Here is an 18,422-nt window from a genome sequence, read left to right on the forward strand (position 1 = left end):
GTGGCCACCCCGCTCTGGCTCGCAGGCTGCGTCGCCGCACCGAAGCCCTCCGTCCAGGCCACGCTGCCGCCCGCCCCGCCGCCGACCCTGGCGCCGGTCGAAGTGGAACCGGCTGCACCGGCCACGCAACCTGCGTCGCTCTTCACGCTCATCACCCAGGGGCCGGTGTCGGCCATGCTGTCGTACAGCGAGAAGGTGCGCAGCCTGAACGGCAACGAGCTCAATGCGGAACTGGCGCGCCTGGGCGAGCCCGGCGACGTGCCGACCGCCCAGATGCAAACGGCGCTGGCCCTTGCGCAGACCCGTGTGCCGGCCGATCTGGCCCGTGCCGTCGGACTGCTGCAACGGGTGGCCGCCAACACGAGCGCCGAGGCGAGGCCGCTGCATCCGCTGGCTCGCATGCTGGCGGCACGCTACCTGGAACAGCGCCGCATCGAAGACGACCGCGACCGGCAGGTGGCGCAATTGCGCGATGCGCAGCGGCGCATCGACCAGCTGAATGACCGCATCGAAGCGCTGCGCGCCATCGAGCGCAGCTTCGCGCGTCCTGCCAATGGTGCCGCTGCGGCCCCGGCCAGCAACGGCGCGAAGCCTGCGCCCTGAGCCATGAGTGAAGCGACGCCCGCCAAGCCGACCGGCGCCAAACTGCTGGTGGTCGACGACGACCCGGACATGCTGCGCCTGTTGTCGATGCGGCTGGCCTCGTCGAACTACCAGGTCACCGCGGTCACTTCGGCGGAATCGGCGTTGACCCAACTGGAAATCGAGCACCCGCAACTCGTGCTGAGCGACGTGCGCTTGCCGGGCCGCGACGGCCTCGCGCTGTTCGACGAAATCCGCAAGCGCCATCCGACGCTCCCGGTCATCCTGCTGACCGCGCACGGCACGATTCCCGACGCCGTCGAAGCGACCGCACGCGGTGTGTTCACTTACCTCACCAAGCCCTACGACGGCCGCGAGCTGCTCGACAAGATCGCGCAGGCGCTCGCGCTCGGCGCGCCGCCGACCGTGGCGGGCAAGGTCGGCGACGAAAGCTGGCGCGCCGAAATCGTGAGCCGCAGCAATCGCATGGCCGAAGTGCTGGCGGAGGCGCGAATGATCGCGCAATCGGACGCCAGCGTGCTGTTGCGCGGCGACAGCGGCGCCGGCAAGGAACTGCTCGCGCGCGCCATCCACCGCGCCAGTGCGCGCGCCGCCAAGCCCTTCGTGGCCGTCAATTGCGGCGCCATTCCCGAAGCGTTGCTCGAGTCTGAATTGTTCGGCCACATGAAGGGCGCCTTCACCGACGCGCACGCGAACCACAAGGGCCTGTTCCAGCAGGCCGACGGCGGCACGCTGCTGCTCGATGAAATCGGTGACATGCCGCCCGCCCTGCAGGTCAAGTTGCTGCGCGTGCTGCAGGAGCGCGCGGTGCGCCCGCTCGGCGCCAGCCAGTCGATCGAGGTCGACGTGCGGATCATTTCCGCCACGCACCGCGATCTCGACGTGGCCATGGCGGCCGGGCAGTTCCGTGAAGACCTCTATTACCGGCTCAACGTGGTGACGCTCACGCTGCCGCCGCTGAGCGCGCGCCGCGAAGACATCCCTCTGCTGTCCAATCACTTCCTGCAGCGGCTGTCGACCAAGTACGGCAAGCGGCTCTCCGGATTCGCGCCCGAGGCGCTGAAGGCGCTGGCCACGGCGTCCTGGCCAGGCAATGTGCGCCAGCTTTTCAACGTGGTCGAACAGGTGTGCGCGCTCTCCAGCTCGCCGTTGATCCCGTTGTCGCTGGTGCAGCGCGCCTTGCGCGTGCCGAGCGTCGAGGTGCAGACCTATGCCGACGCCAAGCAGCGTTTCGAGCGCGATTACCTGGTCGGTTTGCTGAAACTGACGGACGGCAACGTGGCCGACGCGGCGCGCCTGGCGGATCGCAACCGGACCGAGTTCTACCGGCTGCTGCAAAAGCACGAGCTCACGCCCGGGCATTTCAAGGCCGACGGCCCGCCACCCGCTGGCGAGCCTGTCGCTGACTAGCGACGCAGGCAAGACGTTGATTTTGTTGACTATTTTCCGAGGGGTTGCCTGACCTGTCGGGATTCGGCGACAAAACAGGGGGGTTTGAGGCGGTTGCGGCGCCCGAACTCTGAAAAATCAGACTGAAAACACCGCAAGTCGTTGTCACGCAACGATTTTTCCAGCCTGGCACAGGGTTTGCCCCTGTAAAGGCATGACAGCACTCACGAGCCCCTCTTTCGCACTGCGCCCGCAGCGCGACGGCCTGCGTCAAAAGCAGTTTTCCCTCTCACGGCCCCGTGCCGCGGGTCATTCGCTCGGCGCACTCGACGCCGCCTCCGGCGCCACCCCGGATTGCGTGATCAAGCGCTTTCCGGCAATTGGCGACACCGTCTCCCTGGACAAGCAACGTTGGTAAGAAACACATGAAGCCAAACGACTTTTCCCATTTTCCCGCCCTCGACCAGGTGACGGCCGTCGTGCCGTCCACCCGCAGCACGCTGCGTGAGGAACGCCACCCGAATGCGGTCACGGCACCGCCGGTCAACCGCGGTTCGATGGCGCCGCGCCCGTGGCGTGGTTTCTGGAACAGCCTCGGGACTGCCACCCTGGTGAAACTCGGTGCCGGCGGCGTGCGCAAGGCCTCGCGGGCCGGCGCCCGGACGCTGACCGACGAACAACCGTGGCAACGCGCCGCCAAGCAACGCCGTCTGGCATTCATGCTGCTCACGCTGCTGAGCACGGTCATTGCGTCCACGCTGTTCGCCAGCGTGCAACCCGACTACGACAACGTCTGGCTCGAATACGGCCAGATCGGCCTGTACGGCCTGTTGTCCGGATGGGTCGTGACCGGTTTCGTGACCGCCCTGATGGGCTTCTACGTTTCGGTGCGCGGTGACAAGCACTCACTGTCGGTGAAGCAAGTCGCCGGTCATGTGATGAACCCTGAAGCCCGCACCGCGATCATCATGCCGATCTGCAACGAAGACGTGGCCACGGTGTTCGCCGGCCTGCGTGCAACGTGCGAATCGGTCGCGTCCACCGGCCACGCCAAGCAGTTCGACGTGTTCGTGCTGTCCGACAGCTACAACCCCGAAACCGCCGCTGCCGAGCGCGCTGCCTGGGAAGACCTGCGCGCTGCGCTGGCCACCAGCCCGAACCAGCCGCAGGTCGAGGTGTACTACCGTCTGCGCACCCGCCGCTCACATCGCAAGGCCGGCAACGTCGCCGACTTCTGCCGGCGCTGGGGCAAGGACTACCGCTACATGGTGGTGCTCGATGCCGACTCGGTCATGAGCGGCGATTGCCTGACCTCGATGGTCAAGCTGATGGAAGCCAACCCCACCGCCGGCATCATCCAGACCGCGACGCAAGCCATCGGCCACGTCACGCTGCATGCCCGCGCACAGCAATTCGCTTCTCGCGTGACGGGCCGCCTGTTCACGTTGGGCATGCAGTTCTGGCAACTGGGCGAATCGCATTACTGGGGCCACAACGCCATCATCCGGGTGCAGCCCTTCATGGAACATTGCGCGCTGGCCCCGATCCGGGGCACCGGCGGCATGTCGGGCGGCATCATGTCGCACGACTTCGTCGAGGCTGCGCTGATGCGCCGTGCCGGCTACCACGTGTGGCTGTGTGCTGACCTGGTCGGCAGCTATGAACAGCAACCGCCGGATCTGCTGGCGGAACTGCAGCGCGATCGTCGCTGGTGCCAGGGCAACCTGCAGAACGCCCGCCTGATGGCCGAGCCCGGCATTCATCCGGTGCACCGCGCGATGTTCGTGACCGGCACCATGGCCTATGTGTCGGCGCCGCTGTGGCTCGCGTTCCTGACGCTCGGCACCGCACTGTGGCTCTCGGGCTCCAGCCTGGTCGCCAACTGGAACGTGCTGCCGATGGAGCTGGTCGGCTTGTGGCTCTGGACCTTGTGCCTCCTGTTCCTGCCACGCATCCTGGGCGTCGTCGCCGTGATGATGCGCGGTGAGCAGCGCCAGTACGGCGGCCTGTGGGGCCTGCTGAAGAGCACGGCGCTCGAAAGCGCCTTGGCGATCGTGCAAGCGCCGGTGCGCATGCTGGCCCACGCGCTGTTTGTCGTGATCGCCCTCACCGGCCTGAAGCTCGACTGGAAGTCGCCTCCGCGCGAAGCCAATGCGGTGCCGTGGAACATCGCCATCAGCCAGCTGGCACCGATGACGATCATCATTGCCGCGCTCGCCGTCGGCATCTCGATGATCGATCCGAGCGCCCTGGTGTGGCTCATGCCCGTCGGCCTGCCGCTGTTGCTGGCCATCCCGCTGACGGTGCTCACCAGCCAGATCGGCTTCGGCACCGCGCTGCGTGACCGCGGCTGGTTGCTGATCCCGGAAGAGTCGCGCTCGCCGGCGGTGCTGCGTCGCGCCTGGATGCATGCGGTGCGCCTGGCGCGCCCGGTGCTCGCCGCGGCCTGACACCTGCCGCTCCGGCACGCGTGAAAAAGCCCGCTTCGGCGGGCTTTTTCCATGGGGCTGGCGAACGCGGCGACAGGCTCAGAACGGCAACTTCGGCCCGCCCGGTCCACCCATGCCCGGCATGCCTTTCATGCCGCCCATCTTCTTCATCATCTTCATGAGGCCGCCGCCCTTCATCTTCTTCATCATGGTCTGCATCTGATCGAACTCGTTGAGCAGGCGGTTCACTTCCTGGACCTGAACACCGGCTCCGGCAGCGATGCGGCGCTTGCGCGTGGCCTTGAGCAGTTCTGGCTTGCGGCGCTCCTGCGGCGTCATGCTCTGGATGATCCCTTCCTTGCGACGGATGTCGCGCTCGGCGCGGGTCATGTCGGCTTCGGTGGTCTTGGCGGCCATCTGCTGCGGAAGCTTGTCCATGATGCTGGAGAGCCCGCCCATTTGCTTCATCTGCTGGATCTGGCCCAGAAAGTCGTTCAGGTCGAAGCCCGAGCCGCTCTTGAGCTTGGCCGCCAGCTTCTGCGCCGACGCCACGTCGACGCCCGCCGTCACCTGTTCGACCAGCGCGACGATGTCGCCCATGCCGAGGATGCGGCCGGCGTGGCGTTCGGCATCGAACACCTCGAGTCCGTCGATCTTCTCGCTGGTGCCGGCGAACTTGATCGGCACGCCCGTGATCTGCCGCACCGACAGCGCCGCGCCGCCGCGCGAATCGCCGTCGGTCTTGGTCAGGATGATGCCGGTGAGCGGCAGCGCGTCCTTGAAGGCCTTGGCGGTGTTGATCGCGTCCTGGCCCTGCATCGCGTCGACCACGAACAGCGTTTCGACCGGGTTCAGCGCGCTGTGCAGTTCCTTGATTTCGGTCATCAGCACTTCGTCGATCGCGAGGCGGCCAGCGGTGTCGACCAGCAGCACGTCGAAGAAATGACGCTTGGCGTGGTCGAGCGCGGCGCGAGCGATGTCGAGCGGCTTCTGGTCGGGCGTGCTCGGGAACCACTCGGCGCCGGCCTGTTTGGTCACGGTCTTGAGCTGTTCAATGGCGGCCGGGCGATACACGTCGCCAGACACGGTGAGCACCTTCTTCTTGCGCTTCTCGATCAGGTGCTTGGCCAGCTTCGCCGTGGTCGTGGTCTTGCCGGCGCCTTGCAGGCCGGCCATCAGGATCACGGCGGGCGGCTGCGCCACGAGGTTGATGTCGGAAATGCCGTCGCCGATGGTGGCGGTCAGTTCGCGACTGACGATGCCGACGAGCGCCTGGCCCGGCTTGAGCGAGCCGAGCACTTCCTGGCCGAGCGCCTTGTCCTTGACGCGGGCAATGAAATCGCGCACGACGGGCAGGGCCACGTCGGCCTCGAGCAGTGCCATGCGCACTTCGCGCAGCATGTCCTGCACGTTGGCTTCGGTGATGCGCGCTTGGCCGCTCATCTGCTTGACGAGACGGGAGAATTTTTCGGTGAGGGCGGTGGCCATAGAGGTGCCTTGAAGCGCGAGCGCGCTGCAACGGCGACGCTAAACTCGGACCCATGATTTTAGCGAGCCCCTCCCCGCTCGGCGTGGCGCTGGGCATCGCGACCGCCGCAGCCTACGGCGTGACTGCCGCCGCCGCACCGCGCCTGGGACGGCAAGCGACGCAATCGCTGCTCGGACTCGCCTGGCTGCTGCATGCCTTCACCCTCGCATGGAGCCTGGCCAGCGGCAATCCGCGTTTCGGTTTCGCGCCCGCCATTTCCGTGACTGCGTGGCTGGTGCTCACGGTCTATGCGATCGAAAGCCGGATGTACCCGCAGCTCACCGTGCGCCGCGCGCTGGCGGTGCTCGGCGCCGCGGCCGTGCTGCTGGCCGTTGTGTTTCCGGGCTCGCCGCTGCATGTGAGCGCATCGCCCTGGCTGCCGTTGCATCTTGCCCTTGGCATCGCTTCTTATGGCTTGTTTGGCGCAGCGGTCGTCCACGCGTGGCTCATTACGCGGGCCGAAAAGCAGATCCGTCTGGCCGCCGATCCCGAGGCCGGCGTGCCCTTGCTCACGCTCGAACGCCTGACTTTCCGTTTCGTCACCGCAGGCTTCGTCCTGTTGTCGGCCACACTGCTGGCCGGCTGGCTCTTCGGCGAAACGCTCTATGGCAAAACCTTGAAGTGGGACCACAAGATGGTGTTCTCGCTCATGGCCTGGCTGTGTTTTGCCGTGCTGCTGATCGGCCGCTCGCGCTTCGGTTGGCGCGGGCGCACCGCGCGCCGTGTTCTGTATGCGGGCGCCGCGCTGCTGGTGCTGGCGTACGTGGGTTCGCGCTTCGTGCTCGAAGTGGTGCTGGGGCGTGCGTCATGAAATACCTGCTGGTGTTCGCCGTGCTCTTCGTCGCGATCTGGATCTTCCGCAAGCGTCAGCGCGCCGAGGAAAGACAGCGCAAGGCGGCCGCCCCACCCGCCCGATCGGCGCCCGGCAAACCACAAGACATGGTGCGGTGCGCGCACTGCGGCATCCATTTGCCGGCCGTCGATGCCATCGGCGGTCCCGGCGCCGTGTACTGCAGCAGCGCGCATCGGCAAGCCGCCGATCGCGTCACCTGAACGCATGACACCTCTGCTCTGGTCGCGCGGCGAGCCCGCCACCGATTGGGGCACGCTCGACAGCATCGCCGCGCCGGGCCACAGCGGCTCGGCACTCGAACGCCTGTGGCGAGGTTTCATGACGGCGCGCTGCTTCGTCGCGGCCGTGTTGTTGCTGCTGCAGCTGGTGACGCTCGCCATCGGCCAGCCGGTGCGGAGCGCGGCGATCGCACTCGCGTTCGTCTACCTCGCCGCGACGCTGATGGGCTCGCGTTTCGCCCGCTTTCATCCGCCGATCCGCGGCATCGGCGGCGCGTGGCTGGCCACCATCGGCATCGACCTGGCCACGTTCACGCTGCTGCAATTGCTGCAGGCGGGCAGCGTGAATTTCACGCCGCTGTTCGCCCTTCCGGTGCTGATGGGCGCAGTGTTGGGAACCGTGTCGGTCGGACTCGGCACCACGGCGATGGTCACGCTGCTCCTGCTGGCCGACGCCGGTTGGGCCTGGTGGCAACAACCTGGCGATTCGTCCACCCGCTTCGTGCAGGCTGCGCTCACCGGCACCGGCCTTTTCGTCGTGGCACTGCTGGCCCACGAGCTGGCGCGACGGCTCGCGCGCGAAGAGGCACTCGCGCTGCGCAACCGCAGCACCGCGCAAATGCACGCGCAGGTGAACGACCTGGTCATCGAAACCCTGACCGAAGGCGTGCTGGTGATCGACCGCGACGGGCGCGTGCATGCGGCCAATCCGGCGGCCGACGCGATCCTGGGCACCGGCCTGGCCGATCGGCCGATGCCCTTCGTGCTCGCAGCGCAACCGGCCTGGCAGGCGCTCGCCGAACTGGCCGAGCAGACCTTCGTGCGCCGCTCTTCGCAATCGTGCGAGATGCCGGTGGCTCAGACGCAAGGGGCAGCGCGCGAGGTGCGGGTTCGCACCCGCCTCACGCCCGCCAACGAGCACGGCATCGAAAGCCTGTGCGTGATGTTCCTGCAGGACCTGCGGGAGCTCGAGGCGCGCATCCGCACCGAAAAGCTGGCCGCGATGGGCCGCATGTCGGCCGCGGTGGCGCATGAGATCCGCAATCCGCTGGCCGCCATCACGCAAGCGAGCGGCCTGCTCGCCGAAGACCTGGTCGACCCGGCCCACCGCAAGCTGACGAGCATGGTGCAGCACAACGCGCAGCGCCTCGCGCGCATCGTCGACGACGTGCTCGACGTGGCGCGCGCACGGCAGCAACGGTTGCTGCCGCTCGGCGAAATGGTCGCGCTTGACGCCGCGGTGCGGACGCTCACCGAAGAATGGGTTCGACAAACGCGCCAGCAGGGCGTGTTGCTGCAACTCTCGACCGATGGACGCGATGTGCGCTTCGATGCCGAGCATCTGCGCCGCATTCTGGTGAACTTGCTCGACAACGCGGCACGCTACGCCGGCGAGCGCGACGGCTCGATCCAGGTCAGCACACGGGTCGACGAAGCCGACTGTTGTCACCTCCAGGTCTGGAGCGACGGCGCGCCACTCGAAGCCGCAGTGCAGCGGCACTTGTTCGAGCCCTTCTTCTCTTCCGAAAGCCGGTCGAGCGGACTCGGTCTTTTCCTGTGCCGTGAGCTGTGCGAGCGTCACGGCGCCACCATCGGCTACGAGCGCCGTGCGCTCGCGGCCAACGGCCCCGAAGGCAACGAGTTTTTCGTGGCCTTCGCCTCCGCCGAAACGCGACTGACACAATAGGCCCGTGAGCACACCCAACCCGACGTCGACGCACCCGCCCCGCATCCTCGTGGTGGACGATGAGCCCGACCTGCGCACGCTGTACGAACTGACGCTGCTGCGCGAGGGCTACCACGTCGAAGCGGCGGGTAGCGTTGGCGAAGCCTTCGAGCATCTGGCCGCGGGACGCTTCGACGCGGTGATCACCGACATGCGCTTGCCCGACGGCCTCGGCATGGAAATCCTGCAGCGCGTGCAACACGAACAGCGCGGCGAACGCTGCGTGGTGATGACGGCGTACGGTTCGGCCGAGAACGCCGTCGAGGCCCTGAAGGCCGGCGCGTTCGACTACCTCACCAAGCCCGTGGACCTGAAGCAATTTCGTGCCGTCGTTTCTTCGGCCGTGCAAGACCAGGCCAGTGCGGCCCGGGCAGTGAAGCCGGTGGTCGACAACGGCAAGGTCGGCGCGCCGATCGCGGCCAGCGGCATCACCGCGCTGGACCGGCTGGTCGGCGCCTCCGAGCCGATGCGGCTGGTCAAGTCGCGCATCGCCAAGGTCGCGCGCGGCATGGCGCCCGTGCTGGTGCGCGGCGAATCCGGCACCGGCAAGGAACTGGTCGCGCGTGCCGTGCACGCGTGCAGCCAGCGCAGCGACGGCCCCTTCGTCGCCGTCAATTGCGGGGCCATCCCGGAAAACCTGCTCGAAGCCGAATTCTTCGGCGCACGCAAAGGCTCCTACACCGGCTCGTCGCAAGACCGCGACGGCTACTTCCAGGCGGCGCGTGGCGGCACGCTGTTTCTCGACGAGATCGGCGACCTGCCGATCGCCATGCAGTCGAAGTTGCTGCGCGCCATCCAGGAGCGCAATGTGCGGCCCATCGGCTCGACGCAGGAAGACGCGGTCGACGTGCGCATCGTGAGCGCGACGCACAAGGATCTGCACGCCGAAGTGCAGGCGAGCCGTTTCCGGCAAGACCTGTTCTATCGGCTCAACGTGATCGAGATCGCGGTGCCGGCGCTGCGCGATCGGCGCGAGGACCTGCCGGCGCTCTGCGCCGCGCTGCTCGAACGCATCGCGAAAGATGCCGGCATGCCGGTGCCGACCTTGTCGCCCGAGGTGCTCCAGCAGCTCGCGCGCCACCCGCTCGACGGCAATGTGCGCGAACTCGAGAACTTGCTGCACCGTGCGGTCGCGCTCAACGACGGCGACGAACTGCACCTCGACTTCATGGGCAGCGGCCATCAGGAACTGCAGTCGATGCCAGTCGTTCCGGCCGAGCCGATCGACAGCGTCGCTGCCGTGACCGCAGCGCCAACGCCAACGCCCCGCGAATCGCCCGCACCGCCGGCGGTGCCGTCCGACCTGCAAACCTATCTGGACCAGCAGGAGCGCGAGATCCTCGTGCGCGCGCTGCACGAGAGCGGCTTCAACCGCACGGCCGCTGCCACGCGGCTGGGCCTGAGCCTTCGGCAGATCCGTTACCGCATCGCGCGCCTCGGCATCGCGACGCCGAACGGCGCCGACACCGACGAGTGAGCGCGATGGCGGCTGCATCCGGCACGGCGCTGTGGTCCGAGGGGTGGTACCGCTTCGCGAAGCAGTGGCCCTCGCCGAATTTCGGCCCGAGGCCGGCGGGCGCCTGCATCGACCTGCTGGTGATGCATTCGATCAGCCTGCCGCCAGGGCAGTACGGCGGCGATGAAGTCCAGCAGCTCTTCACCAACCGGCTCGACTGGGACGCCCATCCTTACTTCGAAAGCATTCGCGGCTTGACGGTGTCGTCGCATTTCTATGTGCGGCGCAACGGCGAGCTGTGGCAGTTTGTCAGTGCCGACAAGCGCGCCTGGCATGCGGGACCCTCTACGTGGCGCGGCCGCACCAATTGCAACGACGATTCGATCGGCATCGAGCTCGAAGGCCTCGAGGGCGAATCGTTCGAAGACGCGCAGTACGAAACGCTCCTCGGCCTGTGCCCCGCGATCGCGCAGCACTACCCGATCGCCTTCGTGGCCGGGCACGAACACATCGCGCCGGGCCGCAAGCAGGATCCGGGGCCGGGGTTCATGTGGCGTCGATTGCGCGATGGATTGGGGTGGTCGGCCACGGCGTTTCCCGAAGACACGACAGCGCGCTGAAGATTTTCAATCGGCACGGCGCAATCGATGCGCGATTCGACCCGCGATGCCGCCCATGGCGGCCGTCAAGCGATGCGCAGCAACCATGCGGCCCGCAGGCCCAAATGCCGTCGCAACGCCCGTCGTCATTGGCTCGGGCGACACTCGTCCAGCAGCGACGCCGCCGCCAGCGCGAAAGCACGAAAACGTGCTGCGTCCACGATGATTGATTTCCGTGAAAAACACTACATATAGTGGGTTGTGGCCCCTCCACACCCTAGATATAGTGTGCGCTGCGCCAGCGTCAACACCGACACGATCGCCGACTTCAAGTCGCCCCTCGCCGTCAGACGCCTCACCAGAATTGCCAACCGAGGACCGAATGCAAACAGCCCAGACCACACCGTCCACCTCCCGTCCTGCGCCGACGTCGTCATCCACGGGCACGCCTGCCCGCGACGTTGCAGGTTCACCCGCCGGCGACGCGCTCGCGCACTATCAGATCATTCGCCGCAACGGCGCTGTCGTGCCCTTCGAGCCGAACAAGATCGCCATCGCGATGATGAAAGCCTTCCTGGCCGTGCATGGCACCCAGGGCGCGGCATCGGCCAGCGTGCGCGAGACGGTCGACGGCCTGACGCAGGCCGTGGTGCGCGCGATGCAGCGCTCGCGTCCGGGCGGCGGCACCTTCCACATCGAAGACGTGCAGGACTCGGTCGAACTCGGCCTGATGCGCGGCGGTCACCACGAAATCGCGCGTGCGTACGTGCTGTACCGCGAGCGCCGCACGCAAGAGCGCGCCAAGCAGGGTGCGCAGGACGCGCCCGCCGCGCCGACGCTGCACGTTCTCGACAACGGCGAACGCGTGGCACTCGACCTGAACGAGCTCAAGGGCCTGATCGAATCCGCCTGCGAAGGTCTGGGCGACACGATCACCGCGGCGCCGATCCAGGCCGAGACGATGCGCAACCTGTACGACGGCGTGCCGCTCGACGAGGTCTACAAGGCATCGATCCTGGCGGCCCGCACGCTCATCGAGAAAGATCCCGACTACACCTTCGCGACCGCGCGCCTGCTGCTGCACACGATCTTCAAGGAGATCATCGGCCGCGAAGTGATGCCGGCCGAGCGCTCGCAAGCGTATGTCGATTACTTCCCGCAGTTCATCAAGAAGGGCGTCGACAACGATCTGCTCGACGAGAAGCTGCTGCAGTACGACCTGCCACGCCTCGGCGCCGCCCTGAAGGCCGAACGCGACCTGCAATTCGACTACCTCGGCTTGCAGACGCTGTACGACCGCTACTTCCTGCACGTGCGCAAGACGCGCATCGAACTGCCGCAGGCTTTCTTCATGCGCGTGGCGATGGGCCTGTCGCTCGGCGAGATCGACCGCGAAGCGCGCGCCATCGAGTTCTACGAAGTGCTTTCGTCGTTCGACTTCATGTCGTCGACGCCCACGCTGTTCAACGCCGGCACGCTGCGCTCGCAGCTGTCGAGCTGCTACCTCACGACCGTGCCCGACGACCTGGACGGCATCTACGAGTCGATCAAGGAAAACGCGCTGCTGTCGAAGTTCGCCGGCGGCCTGGGCAACGACTGGACGCGCGTACGCGCACTCGGGTCCCACATCAAGGGCACCAACGGCGAATCGCAAGGCGTCGTTCCGTTCCTCAAGGTCGTCAACGACACGGCCGTCGCCGTGAACCAGGGCGGCAAGCGCAAGGGCGCGGTCTGCACGTATCTGGAAACGTGGCACCTCGACATCGAGGAGTTCCTGGAGCTGCGCAAGAACACCGGCGACGACCGCCGTCGCACGCACGACATGAACACGGCCAACTGGATTCCCGACCTGTTCATGCGTCGCGTGATGGAAAAGGGCACCTGGACGCTGTTCTCGCCCAACAACGTGCCCGACCTGCACGACCTGTTCGGCGCCGATTTCGAGAAGGCCTACGTTGCCTACGAAGAGAAGGCCGCACGTGGCGAGATCAAGCCGGCCCGCACCATCCCCGCCAGCGACCTGTGGCGCAAGATGCTCACGATGCTGTTCGAGACCGGCCATCCGTGGATCACGTTCAAGGACGCCTGCAACGTGCGCTCGCCGCAGCAGCACGCCGGCGTCGTGCACTCGTCGAACCTGTGCACCGAGATCACGCTGAACACCAGCGACACCGAAACCGCTGTCTGCAACCTCGGCTCGGTCAACCTGCTGCAGCATCTGAAGGACGGCAAGGTCGACCAGGTCAAGCTCAAGAAGACGATCTCGACCGCAATGCGCATGCTCGACAACGTGATCGACATCAACTACTACGCCGTGAAGAAGGCGCGCGATTCCAACCTGCGCCACCGCCCGGTCGGTCTCGGCCTGATGGGCTTCCAGGACGCGCTGTACGAACTGCGCATTCCCTACGCCTCGCAGGAAGCCGTGCAGTTCGCCGACGAATCGATGGAAGCGATCTGCTACCACGCCTACTGGGCATCGACCGACCTGGCCAAGGAGCGCGGCAAGTACTCGAGCTACAAGGGTTCGCTGTGGGACAAGGGCATCCTGCCAATCGACACGCTCGACCTGCTGGAGAAGGCACGCGGCGGCTACGTCGAAGTCGACCGCTCGTCCACGCTCGACTGGGACGCGCTGCGCCAGAAGATCAAGGCCGACGGCATGCGCAATTCGAACTGCACCGCCATCGCACCGACCGCGACCATCTCGAACATCATCGGCGTCGATGCATCGATCGAACCGTGCTTTGGCAACCTGTCGGTCAAGTCGAACCTGTCAGGCGAGTTCACCGTCATCAACCACTACCTGGTGCGCGACCTGAAGCGCCTGGGCCTGTGGGACGACGTGATGGTCATGGACCTGAAGCACTTCGACGGCTCGCTGCGCCCGATCGACCGCGTGCCGCAAGACATCAAGGCGCTCTACGCCACCGCCTTCGAGGTCGAGACGACGTGGCTGGTCGAAGCCGCATCGCGTCGCCAGAAGTGGATCGACCAGGCGCAGTCGCTCAACATCTACATGGCCGGCGCATCGGGCAAGAAGCTCGACGACACCTACAAGCTCGCGTGGTTGCGCGGCCTGAAGACGACGTACTACCTGCGCACGCAGAGCGCGACGCACGCCGAAAAATCAACGGTGCAATCGGGCCGGCTCAACGCCGTCGCATCGGGTGGCAGCAACAGCCACAACGTCGACGGCGCGAAGATGAATGCGCTCGAAGCCGCGGCACTCGCAGCACAAGCGCAACTGAGCGCGATGCCTGCGACCGACATCGCGTTCTGCGGTGTCGACGACCCGACGTGCGAAGCATGCCAATGATGTTTGCGGCATCGCCTGACAACTCAGCGCGATGCATGTGAGCAACATAAGAACCAGATAACTGGAGCGCGATGTGAACGAGCACTTTGCAACTCACATCGTTGCTCACATAATTGAGCATTGGATTTTTCTATGTTGACCTGGGACGAAGAAGTCAAGCCCTCCTTGCCAAAGGAAATGCAACAAGGATTGCAGCACTCACCGAAAAGCAACTCGCCAGCGAGTCGCTCGATGGTGGCTCCGACTTCGCAAATTGCGCCCGCCTCCCCCGCTTCTGTTTCACTGCCACGTCGGCTCGATGACGGCGCGGTTGCGCCGGTCCGCGAGCAGGCCCAGGCATTTGCGCAAGCCACCGCACAAGCAACGCCCACCGTTGCACGCCGCGTCAATGCGGCCGACAAACGCATCATCAACGGCCAGACCGATGTGAACCAGCTGGTGCCGTTCAAGTACAAGTGGGCTTGGGAAAAATACCTTGCCACGTGTGCCAATCACTGGATGCCGCAGGAAGTGAACATGACGCGTGACATCGCGTTGTGGAAAGACCCGAACGGCCTGACCGAAGACGAGCGTCGCATCGTCAAGCGCAACCTCGGCTTCTTCGTGACCGCCGACTCGCTGGCCGCGAACAACATCGTGCTCGGGACCTACCGCCACATCACGGCGCCGGAGTGCCGTCAGTTCCTGCTGCGCCAGGCGTTCGAAGAAGCCATCCATACGCACGCGTACCAGTACATCGTCGAGTCGCTCGGTCTGGACGAGAGCGAGATCTTCAACGCGTACAACGAAGTGCCGTCGATCCGCGAGAAGGATCAGTTTCTGATTCCGTTCATCGACGCGATCAGCGATCCGCACTTCAAGACCGGCACGCACGAGACCGACCAGACCTTGCTCAAGTCGCTCATCGTTTTTGCCTGCCTGATGGAAGGCTTGTTCTTCTATGTCGGCTTCACGCAAATTCTCGCGCTGGGTCGCCAGAACAAGATGACCGGCGCTGCCGAGCAGTACCAGTACATCCTGCGCGACGAGTCGATGCACTGCAATTTCGGCATCGACCTCATCAACCAGTTGAAGCTGGAAAACCCCGGTCTCTGGACGACCGAGTTCAAGGCCGAGATCAAGGCCCTGTTCCTCGAAGCCGTCGAGCTCGAATACAAGTACGCCGAAGACACGATGCCACGTGGCGTGCTCGGCATGAACGCCTCCATGTTCAAGGGCTACCTGCGTTACATCGCCAACCGGCGTGCACAGCAGATCGGCCTCGAAACGCTTTTCCCGAACGAAGAAAATCCGTTCCCTTGGATGAGCGAAATGATTGACCTGAAGAAAGAGCGCAATTTCTTCGAGACCCGCGTGATCGAATATCAGTCGGGTGGTGCGCTCTCCTGGGATTGAATCTTTCAGACAAAAACAGATGAATTCAAGAATTGCTCCCGCCGCCGATCGCACCGAAGAGTGCGACACGGATGGGAGCGCAGGTGTTCATGGTGCTGGGCTTGATCCAACACCATGAATCGCTCCCCGTTCACAAGCGGACGGGGAGTGCTTCAAGAGGTTGATTTTTCAACTTGATCAAGGAGAAATAGAAATGGCAACTGCAAAGAAAGCGCCGGCTAAGAAAGCCGCTGCAAAGAAGGCTCCGGCAAAGAAGGTCGTAGCCGCCAAGAAGGCTCCCGCCAAAAAGGCAGCCGCGAAGAAGGCTCCGGCGAAGAAGGTAGCCGCCAAGAAGGCCCCGGCTAAAAAGGCCGCTGCCAAAAAGGCGCCGGCAAAGAAGGTCGTAGCGAAGAAGGCGCCTGCGAAGAAGGCCGTTGCCAAGAAGGCGCCTGCGAAGAAGGCTGCAGCCAAGAAGGCGCCTGCGAAGAAGGCTGCAGCCAAGAAGGCGCCTGCTAAAAAGGCCGCCGCTAAAAAGGCCCCTGCCAAGAAGGCGCCTGCGAAGAAGGCCGCGGCCAAAAAGCCCGCTGCCAAGAAAGCAGCGAAAAAGCCCGCTGCCAAGCCTGCCGCAAAGCCTGCTGCCAAGAAGGCAGCAAAAGCTCCCGCAAAGGCTGCCGTAGCGCCCGCCCCTGCGGCGCAGACGACGCTGAACCCGCAGGCAGCTTGGCCGTTTCCGACGGCCAGCAAGCCCTGAGTCGCTCAGCGGCCTTGAAGGCAAAAAGCCCGGCACCTCACGGTGTCGGGCTTTTTTGCCTCGTGCGGACTACAGCCCGATGGCTTTCAGATCAATCTGGTAATTCTGCGGACCGCGCTGCGCGACCTTGAGCGCACCGATGCGGTTGCCGAGCGCGGCACAGCGCGCGAGATCCCACTCTTGTTCCAGCCCAAACAGGAGCGCGCCCCGCCATGCATCGCCGCACCCGGTCGGGTCGACGACGGCTTCAGGTTTCACGGCCGGCACATGCGTTTTTTCGCCTTCGACCCACACGTCGCACCCTTCGCTCCCGAGCGTCACGACCAGCCCGCGCACACGGCGCGAAATGTCGGCTTCGTTCCAGCCAGTGCGTTCGCTGAGCATCTTGCCTTCGTAGTCGTTCACCGTGACCCAGTCGGCCTGCTCGATGAACTGGGCGAGTTCGTCGCCGTTGAACATCGGCAGCCCCTGCCCCGGATCGAACACGAACGGAATGCCCGCGTGCTTGAACTGCTCGGCATGCTGCAGCATCGCGTCGCGGCCGTCGGGCGAAATGATGCCGATGCGAATGTCGCTGCGCGCCGAGATGGTGTTGAGATGCGCCTGCTGCATCGCGCCGGGATGGAATGCGGTGATCTGGTTGTTGGCCAGATCGGTCGTGATGAAGCATTGCGCGGTGTAGGTATCGGCCAGCTCGCGCACAAACTCCGTCCCGATGCCCAGGTCCTTGAACCGGGCGACGTAATCGGCGCCGTCGCTGCCCACCGTGGCCATCGGCAATGCCGTGCCGCCCAGCGCGTTGAGGCTGTAGGCGATGTTGCCCGCACAGCCGCCGAAGTCACGGCGCAGCGCCGGCACGAGAAACGACACGTTCAGGATATGCAACTGGTCGGGAAGGATCTGGTCGGCGAACCGTCCTTCGAAAGTCATGATGGTGTCGAACGCGAGAGAACCGCAAATCACTGCTGCCATGGGTGAACCGTGTGGTGGAAAAAAGAAGGATGACCTGCTTGCTGGCGCAGGGTCAGGGATAGAACGCAAGAACGTTGAATCCCGCGATCGGCGGCAATGCCGCGGCTTCAGCGCCCGTCAGGATCAACCGGAGCGACGCAGCGCGCTCGCCCCGAGCCGCCAATTCGGCCGGCGCACCGAAATCTGTGGGCAGGAGCACGCGGCGCACCACGGCTTGCTCTTGCGTGTTGAGCAACGACAGTTCGATGGCCGGCATGGCCAGCGGCACCGTCGCTGCGCTGCGCAGCGTGAAGCTGAACTGGTAGCCATCACCGACCTTTTCGCGCGCGAAGGTGGCGCCATCGATCGTGATGTCATTGATACGCCGCAGCGCGGCCAGTTCGCAGCCGGTGACCGCGCACAGGCTCTGCAGCACGGGGCGCAAACCGGGCCGGCCTGCCAGCAAGCTGTCGCGCTCGCGATGCACGACCTGCAGCGCCAGCAGCAATCCCGCCACCACGATGCCAGCCACCACGACCATGCGCCCTCGCGCGCTCTGCCAGAACTCGCTCGACGAGGCAGCGCGCAAAAACGATGGCACGACGGTCGGCGGCAACGGCGGCGGCTCGGACTCGCTCGCGGTCTGAACGACGGGGGCCGCGGTCGACTCTTCCGATGGCTCGACGGCCGGCGCAGCCGTCGATTTGTCGCGCGCGCGTGCAATCTTGGCGGCTTTGACCCGTGCGCGGCGCAGTGCCTTTTGAAATTGCCCCTGGCTGACCGTATCGAGCTCGAGCGAGGGCGCGAGCTCGGCCACCGACAACACGGGATGCGGCGCAACGGTATCGCGATCTGGAACAGTGGCAATCACCGGCGTCGGCCAGGGCTCGTCGGCCACGAGGCCGCCGGCCGGGCTGGACAAATCGGGGAGTACCGGAAACGAAGGCGGTGCGGGCAGGTCGACCGGCGCGGCCGGCTCTGCGAAGGCAGCCGGTGCGTCATCGCGCGCCGGATCGTCGTCGAAAAAATCCGCATCGTCGGGCGCCGGGGCCGCTGGCGGTGTGGCTTCGGTGTCGGACAAGTCACGCAGGTCGAGCGTCGCGTCGAACACATGGCTGCAACGCCCGCAACGCACCCAGCCATCCGAAATGCGAAGCTGGTCCCGCACCACCTTGAAAGTGGTCGCGCAGGCAGGGCAGCGGGTGACGAGGCTCATGTGGCGCGAA

15 protein-coding genes are annotated in these 18,422 nt (G+C 65.5%); 12 read left to right on the forward strand and 3 right to left on the reverse strand.

Annotation, left to right across the window (positions count from 1 at the left end):
• The 4 genes from AX767_RS06700 to mdoH all read left to right on the forward strand — a co-directional run bounded on the left by AX767_RS06700 (position 1) and on the right by mdoH (position 4,442).
• Complete coding sequence (locus AX767_RS06700) at positions 1–603, forward strand: hypothetical protein (protein WP_237288583.1); 603 nt, start codon at positions 1–3, stop codon at positions 601–603.
• A gap of 3 nt (positions 604–606) precedes the next feature.
• Positions 607–2,013: a sigma 54-interacting transcriptional regulator gene (locus AX767_RS06705; RefSeq protein WP_068629769.1), complete on the forward strand. Its 1,407-nt coding sequence runs from the start codon at positions 607–609 to the stop codon at positions 2,011–2,013.
• Positions 2,014–2,206: 193 nt separating this feature from the next.
• Entirely contained in the window at positions 2,207–2,410 is a 204-nt protein-coding gene (locus AX767_RS06710; protein WP_068629771.1) for a hypothetical protein, read from the forward strand.
• 7 nt (positions 2,411–2,417) lie between these two features.
• Positions 2,418–4,442 carry a glucans biosynthesis glucosyltransferase MdoH gene (gene mdoH, locus AX767_RS06715; protein ID WP_068629773.1) on the forward strand — a complete coding sequence of 675 codons (2,025 nt, stop codon included), beginning with the start codon at positions 2,418–2,420 and terminating at the stop codon, positions 4,440–4,442.
• A 78-nt stretch (positions 4,443–4,520) separates the two neighbouring features.
• Here the strand turns inward: mdoH and ffh are convergent, their stop codons facing one another.
• On the reverse strand, positions 4,521–5,909 hold the full coding sequence (gene ffh / locus AX767_RS06720) for a signal recognition particle protein (RefSeq protein WP_068629775.1): 1,389 nt from the start codon (positions 5,907–5,909) through the stop codon (positions 4,521–4,523).
• A 53-nt stretch (positions 5,910–5,962) separates the two neighbouring features.
• Between ffh and AX767_RS06725 the strand changes: the two genes are divergently transcribed.
• The 8 genes from AX767_RS06725 (at position 5,963) to AX767_RS20975 (ending at position 16,245) form a co-directional block, all read left to right on the forward strand.
• Entirely contained in the window at positions 5,963–6,760 is a 798-nt protein-coding gene (locus AX767_RS06725) for a cytochrome C assembly family protein (RefSeq protein ID WP_068629778.1), read from the forward strand.
• Positions 6,757–7,002 (forward strand): PP0621 family protein, encoded by a 246-nt coding sequence (locus AX767_RS06730; RefSeq protein ID WP_068629780.1) that lies wholly within the window; start codon positions 6,757–6,759, stop codon positions 7,000–7,002. Before AX767_RS06725 ends, AX767_RS06730 begins: the two co-directional genes overlap by 4 nt.
• A 4-nt stretch (positions 7,003–7,006) precedes the next feature.
• Positions 7,007–8,707 carry a two-component system sensor histidine kinase NtrB gene (locus tag AX767_RS06735; protein ID WP_068629781.1) on the forward strand — a complete coding sequence of 567 codons (1,701 nt, stop codon included), beginning with the start codon at positions 7,007–7,009 and terminating at the stop codon, positions 8,705–8,707.
• Positions 8,708–8,711: 4 nt separating this feature from the next.
• Positions 8,712–10,223 (forward strand): sigma-54-dependent transcriptional regulator, encoded by a 1,512-nt coding sequence (locus tag AX767_RS06740; protein WP_068629783.1) that lies wholly within the window; start codon positions 8,712–8,714, stop codon positions 10,221–10,223.
• Positions 10,224–10,228: 5 nt separating this feature from the next.
• Positions 10,229–10,822 (forward strand): 1,6-anhydro-N-acetylmuramyl-L-alanine amidase AmpD, encoded by a 594-nt coding sequence (gene ampD / locus AX767_RS06745; protein ID WP_068633428.1) that lies wholly within the window; start codon positions 10,229–10,231, stop codon positions 10,820–10,822.
• Between the two features lie 361 nt (positions 10,823–11,183).
• Positions 11,184–14,120, forward strand: coding sequence for a ribonucleoside-diphosphate reductase subunit alpha (locus tag AX767_RS06750; RefSeq protein WP_068629785.1), 2,937 nt, complete (start codon positions 11,184–11,186; stop codon positions 14,118–14,120).
• 132 nt (positions 14,121–14,252) lie between these two features.
• On the forward strand, positions 14,253–15,515 hold the full coding sequence (locus tag AX767_RS06755) for a ribonucleotide-diphosphate reductase subunit beta (RefSeq protein ID WP_068629787.1): 1,263 nt from the start codon (positions 14,253–14,255) through the stop codon (positions 15,513–15,515).
• A 193-nt stretch (positions 15,516–15,708) separates the two neighbouring features.
• Complete coding sequence (locus AX767_RS20975; RefSeq protein WP_082754891.1) at positions 15,709–16,245, forward strand: histone H1-like DNA-binding protein; 537 nt, start codon at positions 15,709–15,711, stop codon at positions 16,243–16,245.
• Between the two features lie 69 nt (positions 16,246–16,314).
• Here AX767_RS20975 and AX767_RS06765 read toward each other — a convergent pair whose 3' ends face one another.
• Both AX767_RS06765 and AX767_RS06770 read right to left on the reverse strand, forming a co-directional pair.
• The gene (locus AX767_RS06765; protein ID WP_068629791.1) at positions 16,315–17,217 is read right to left on the reverse strand and encodes a carbohydrate kinase family protein; all 903 of its coding nucleotides are present in this window, start codon (positions 17,215–17,217) and stop codon (positions 16,315–16,317) included.
• A gap of 52 nt (positions 17,218–17,269) precedes the next feature.
• Complete coding sequence (locus tag AX767_RS06770; RefSeq protein WP_068629795.1) at positions 17,270–18,412, reverse strand: zinc-ribbon and DUF3426 domain-containing protein; 1,143 nt, start codon at positions 18,410–18,412, stop codon at positions 17,270–17,272.
• Between the last annotated feature and the right edge of the window lie 10 nt (positions 18,413–18,422).

The organism is Variovorax sp. PAMC 28711 (assembly GCF_001577265.1).
In the GTDB taxonomy this organism is placed as follows: domain Bacteria; phylum Pseudomonadota; class Gammaproteobacteria; order Burkholderiales; family Burkholderiaceae_C; genus Variovorax.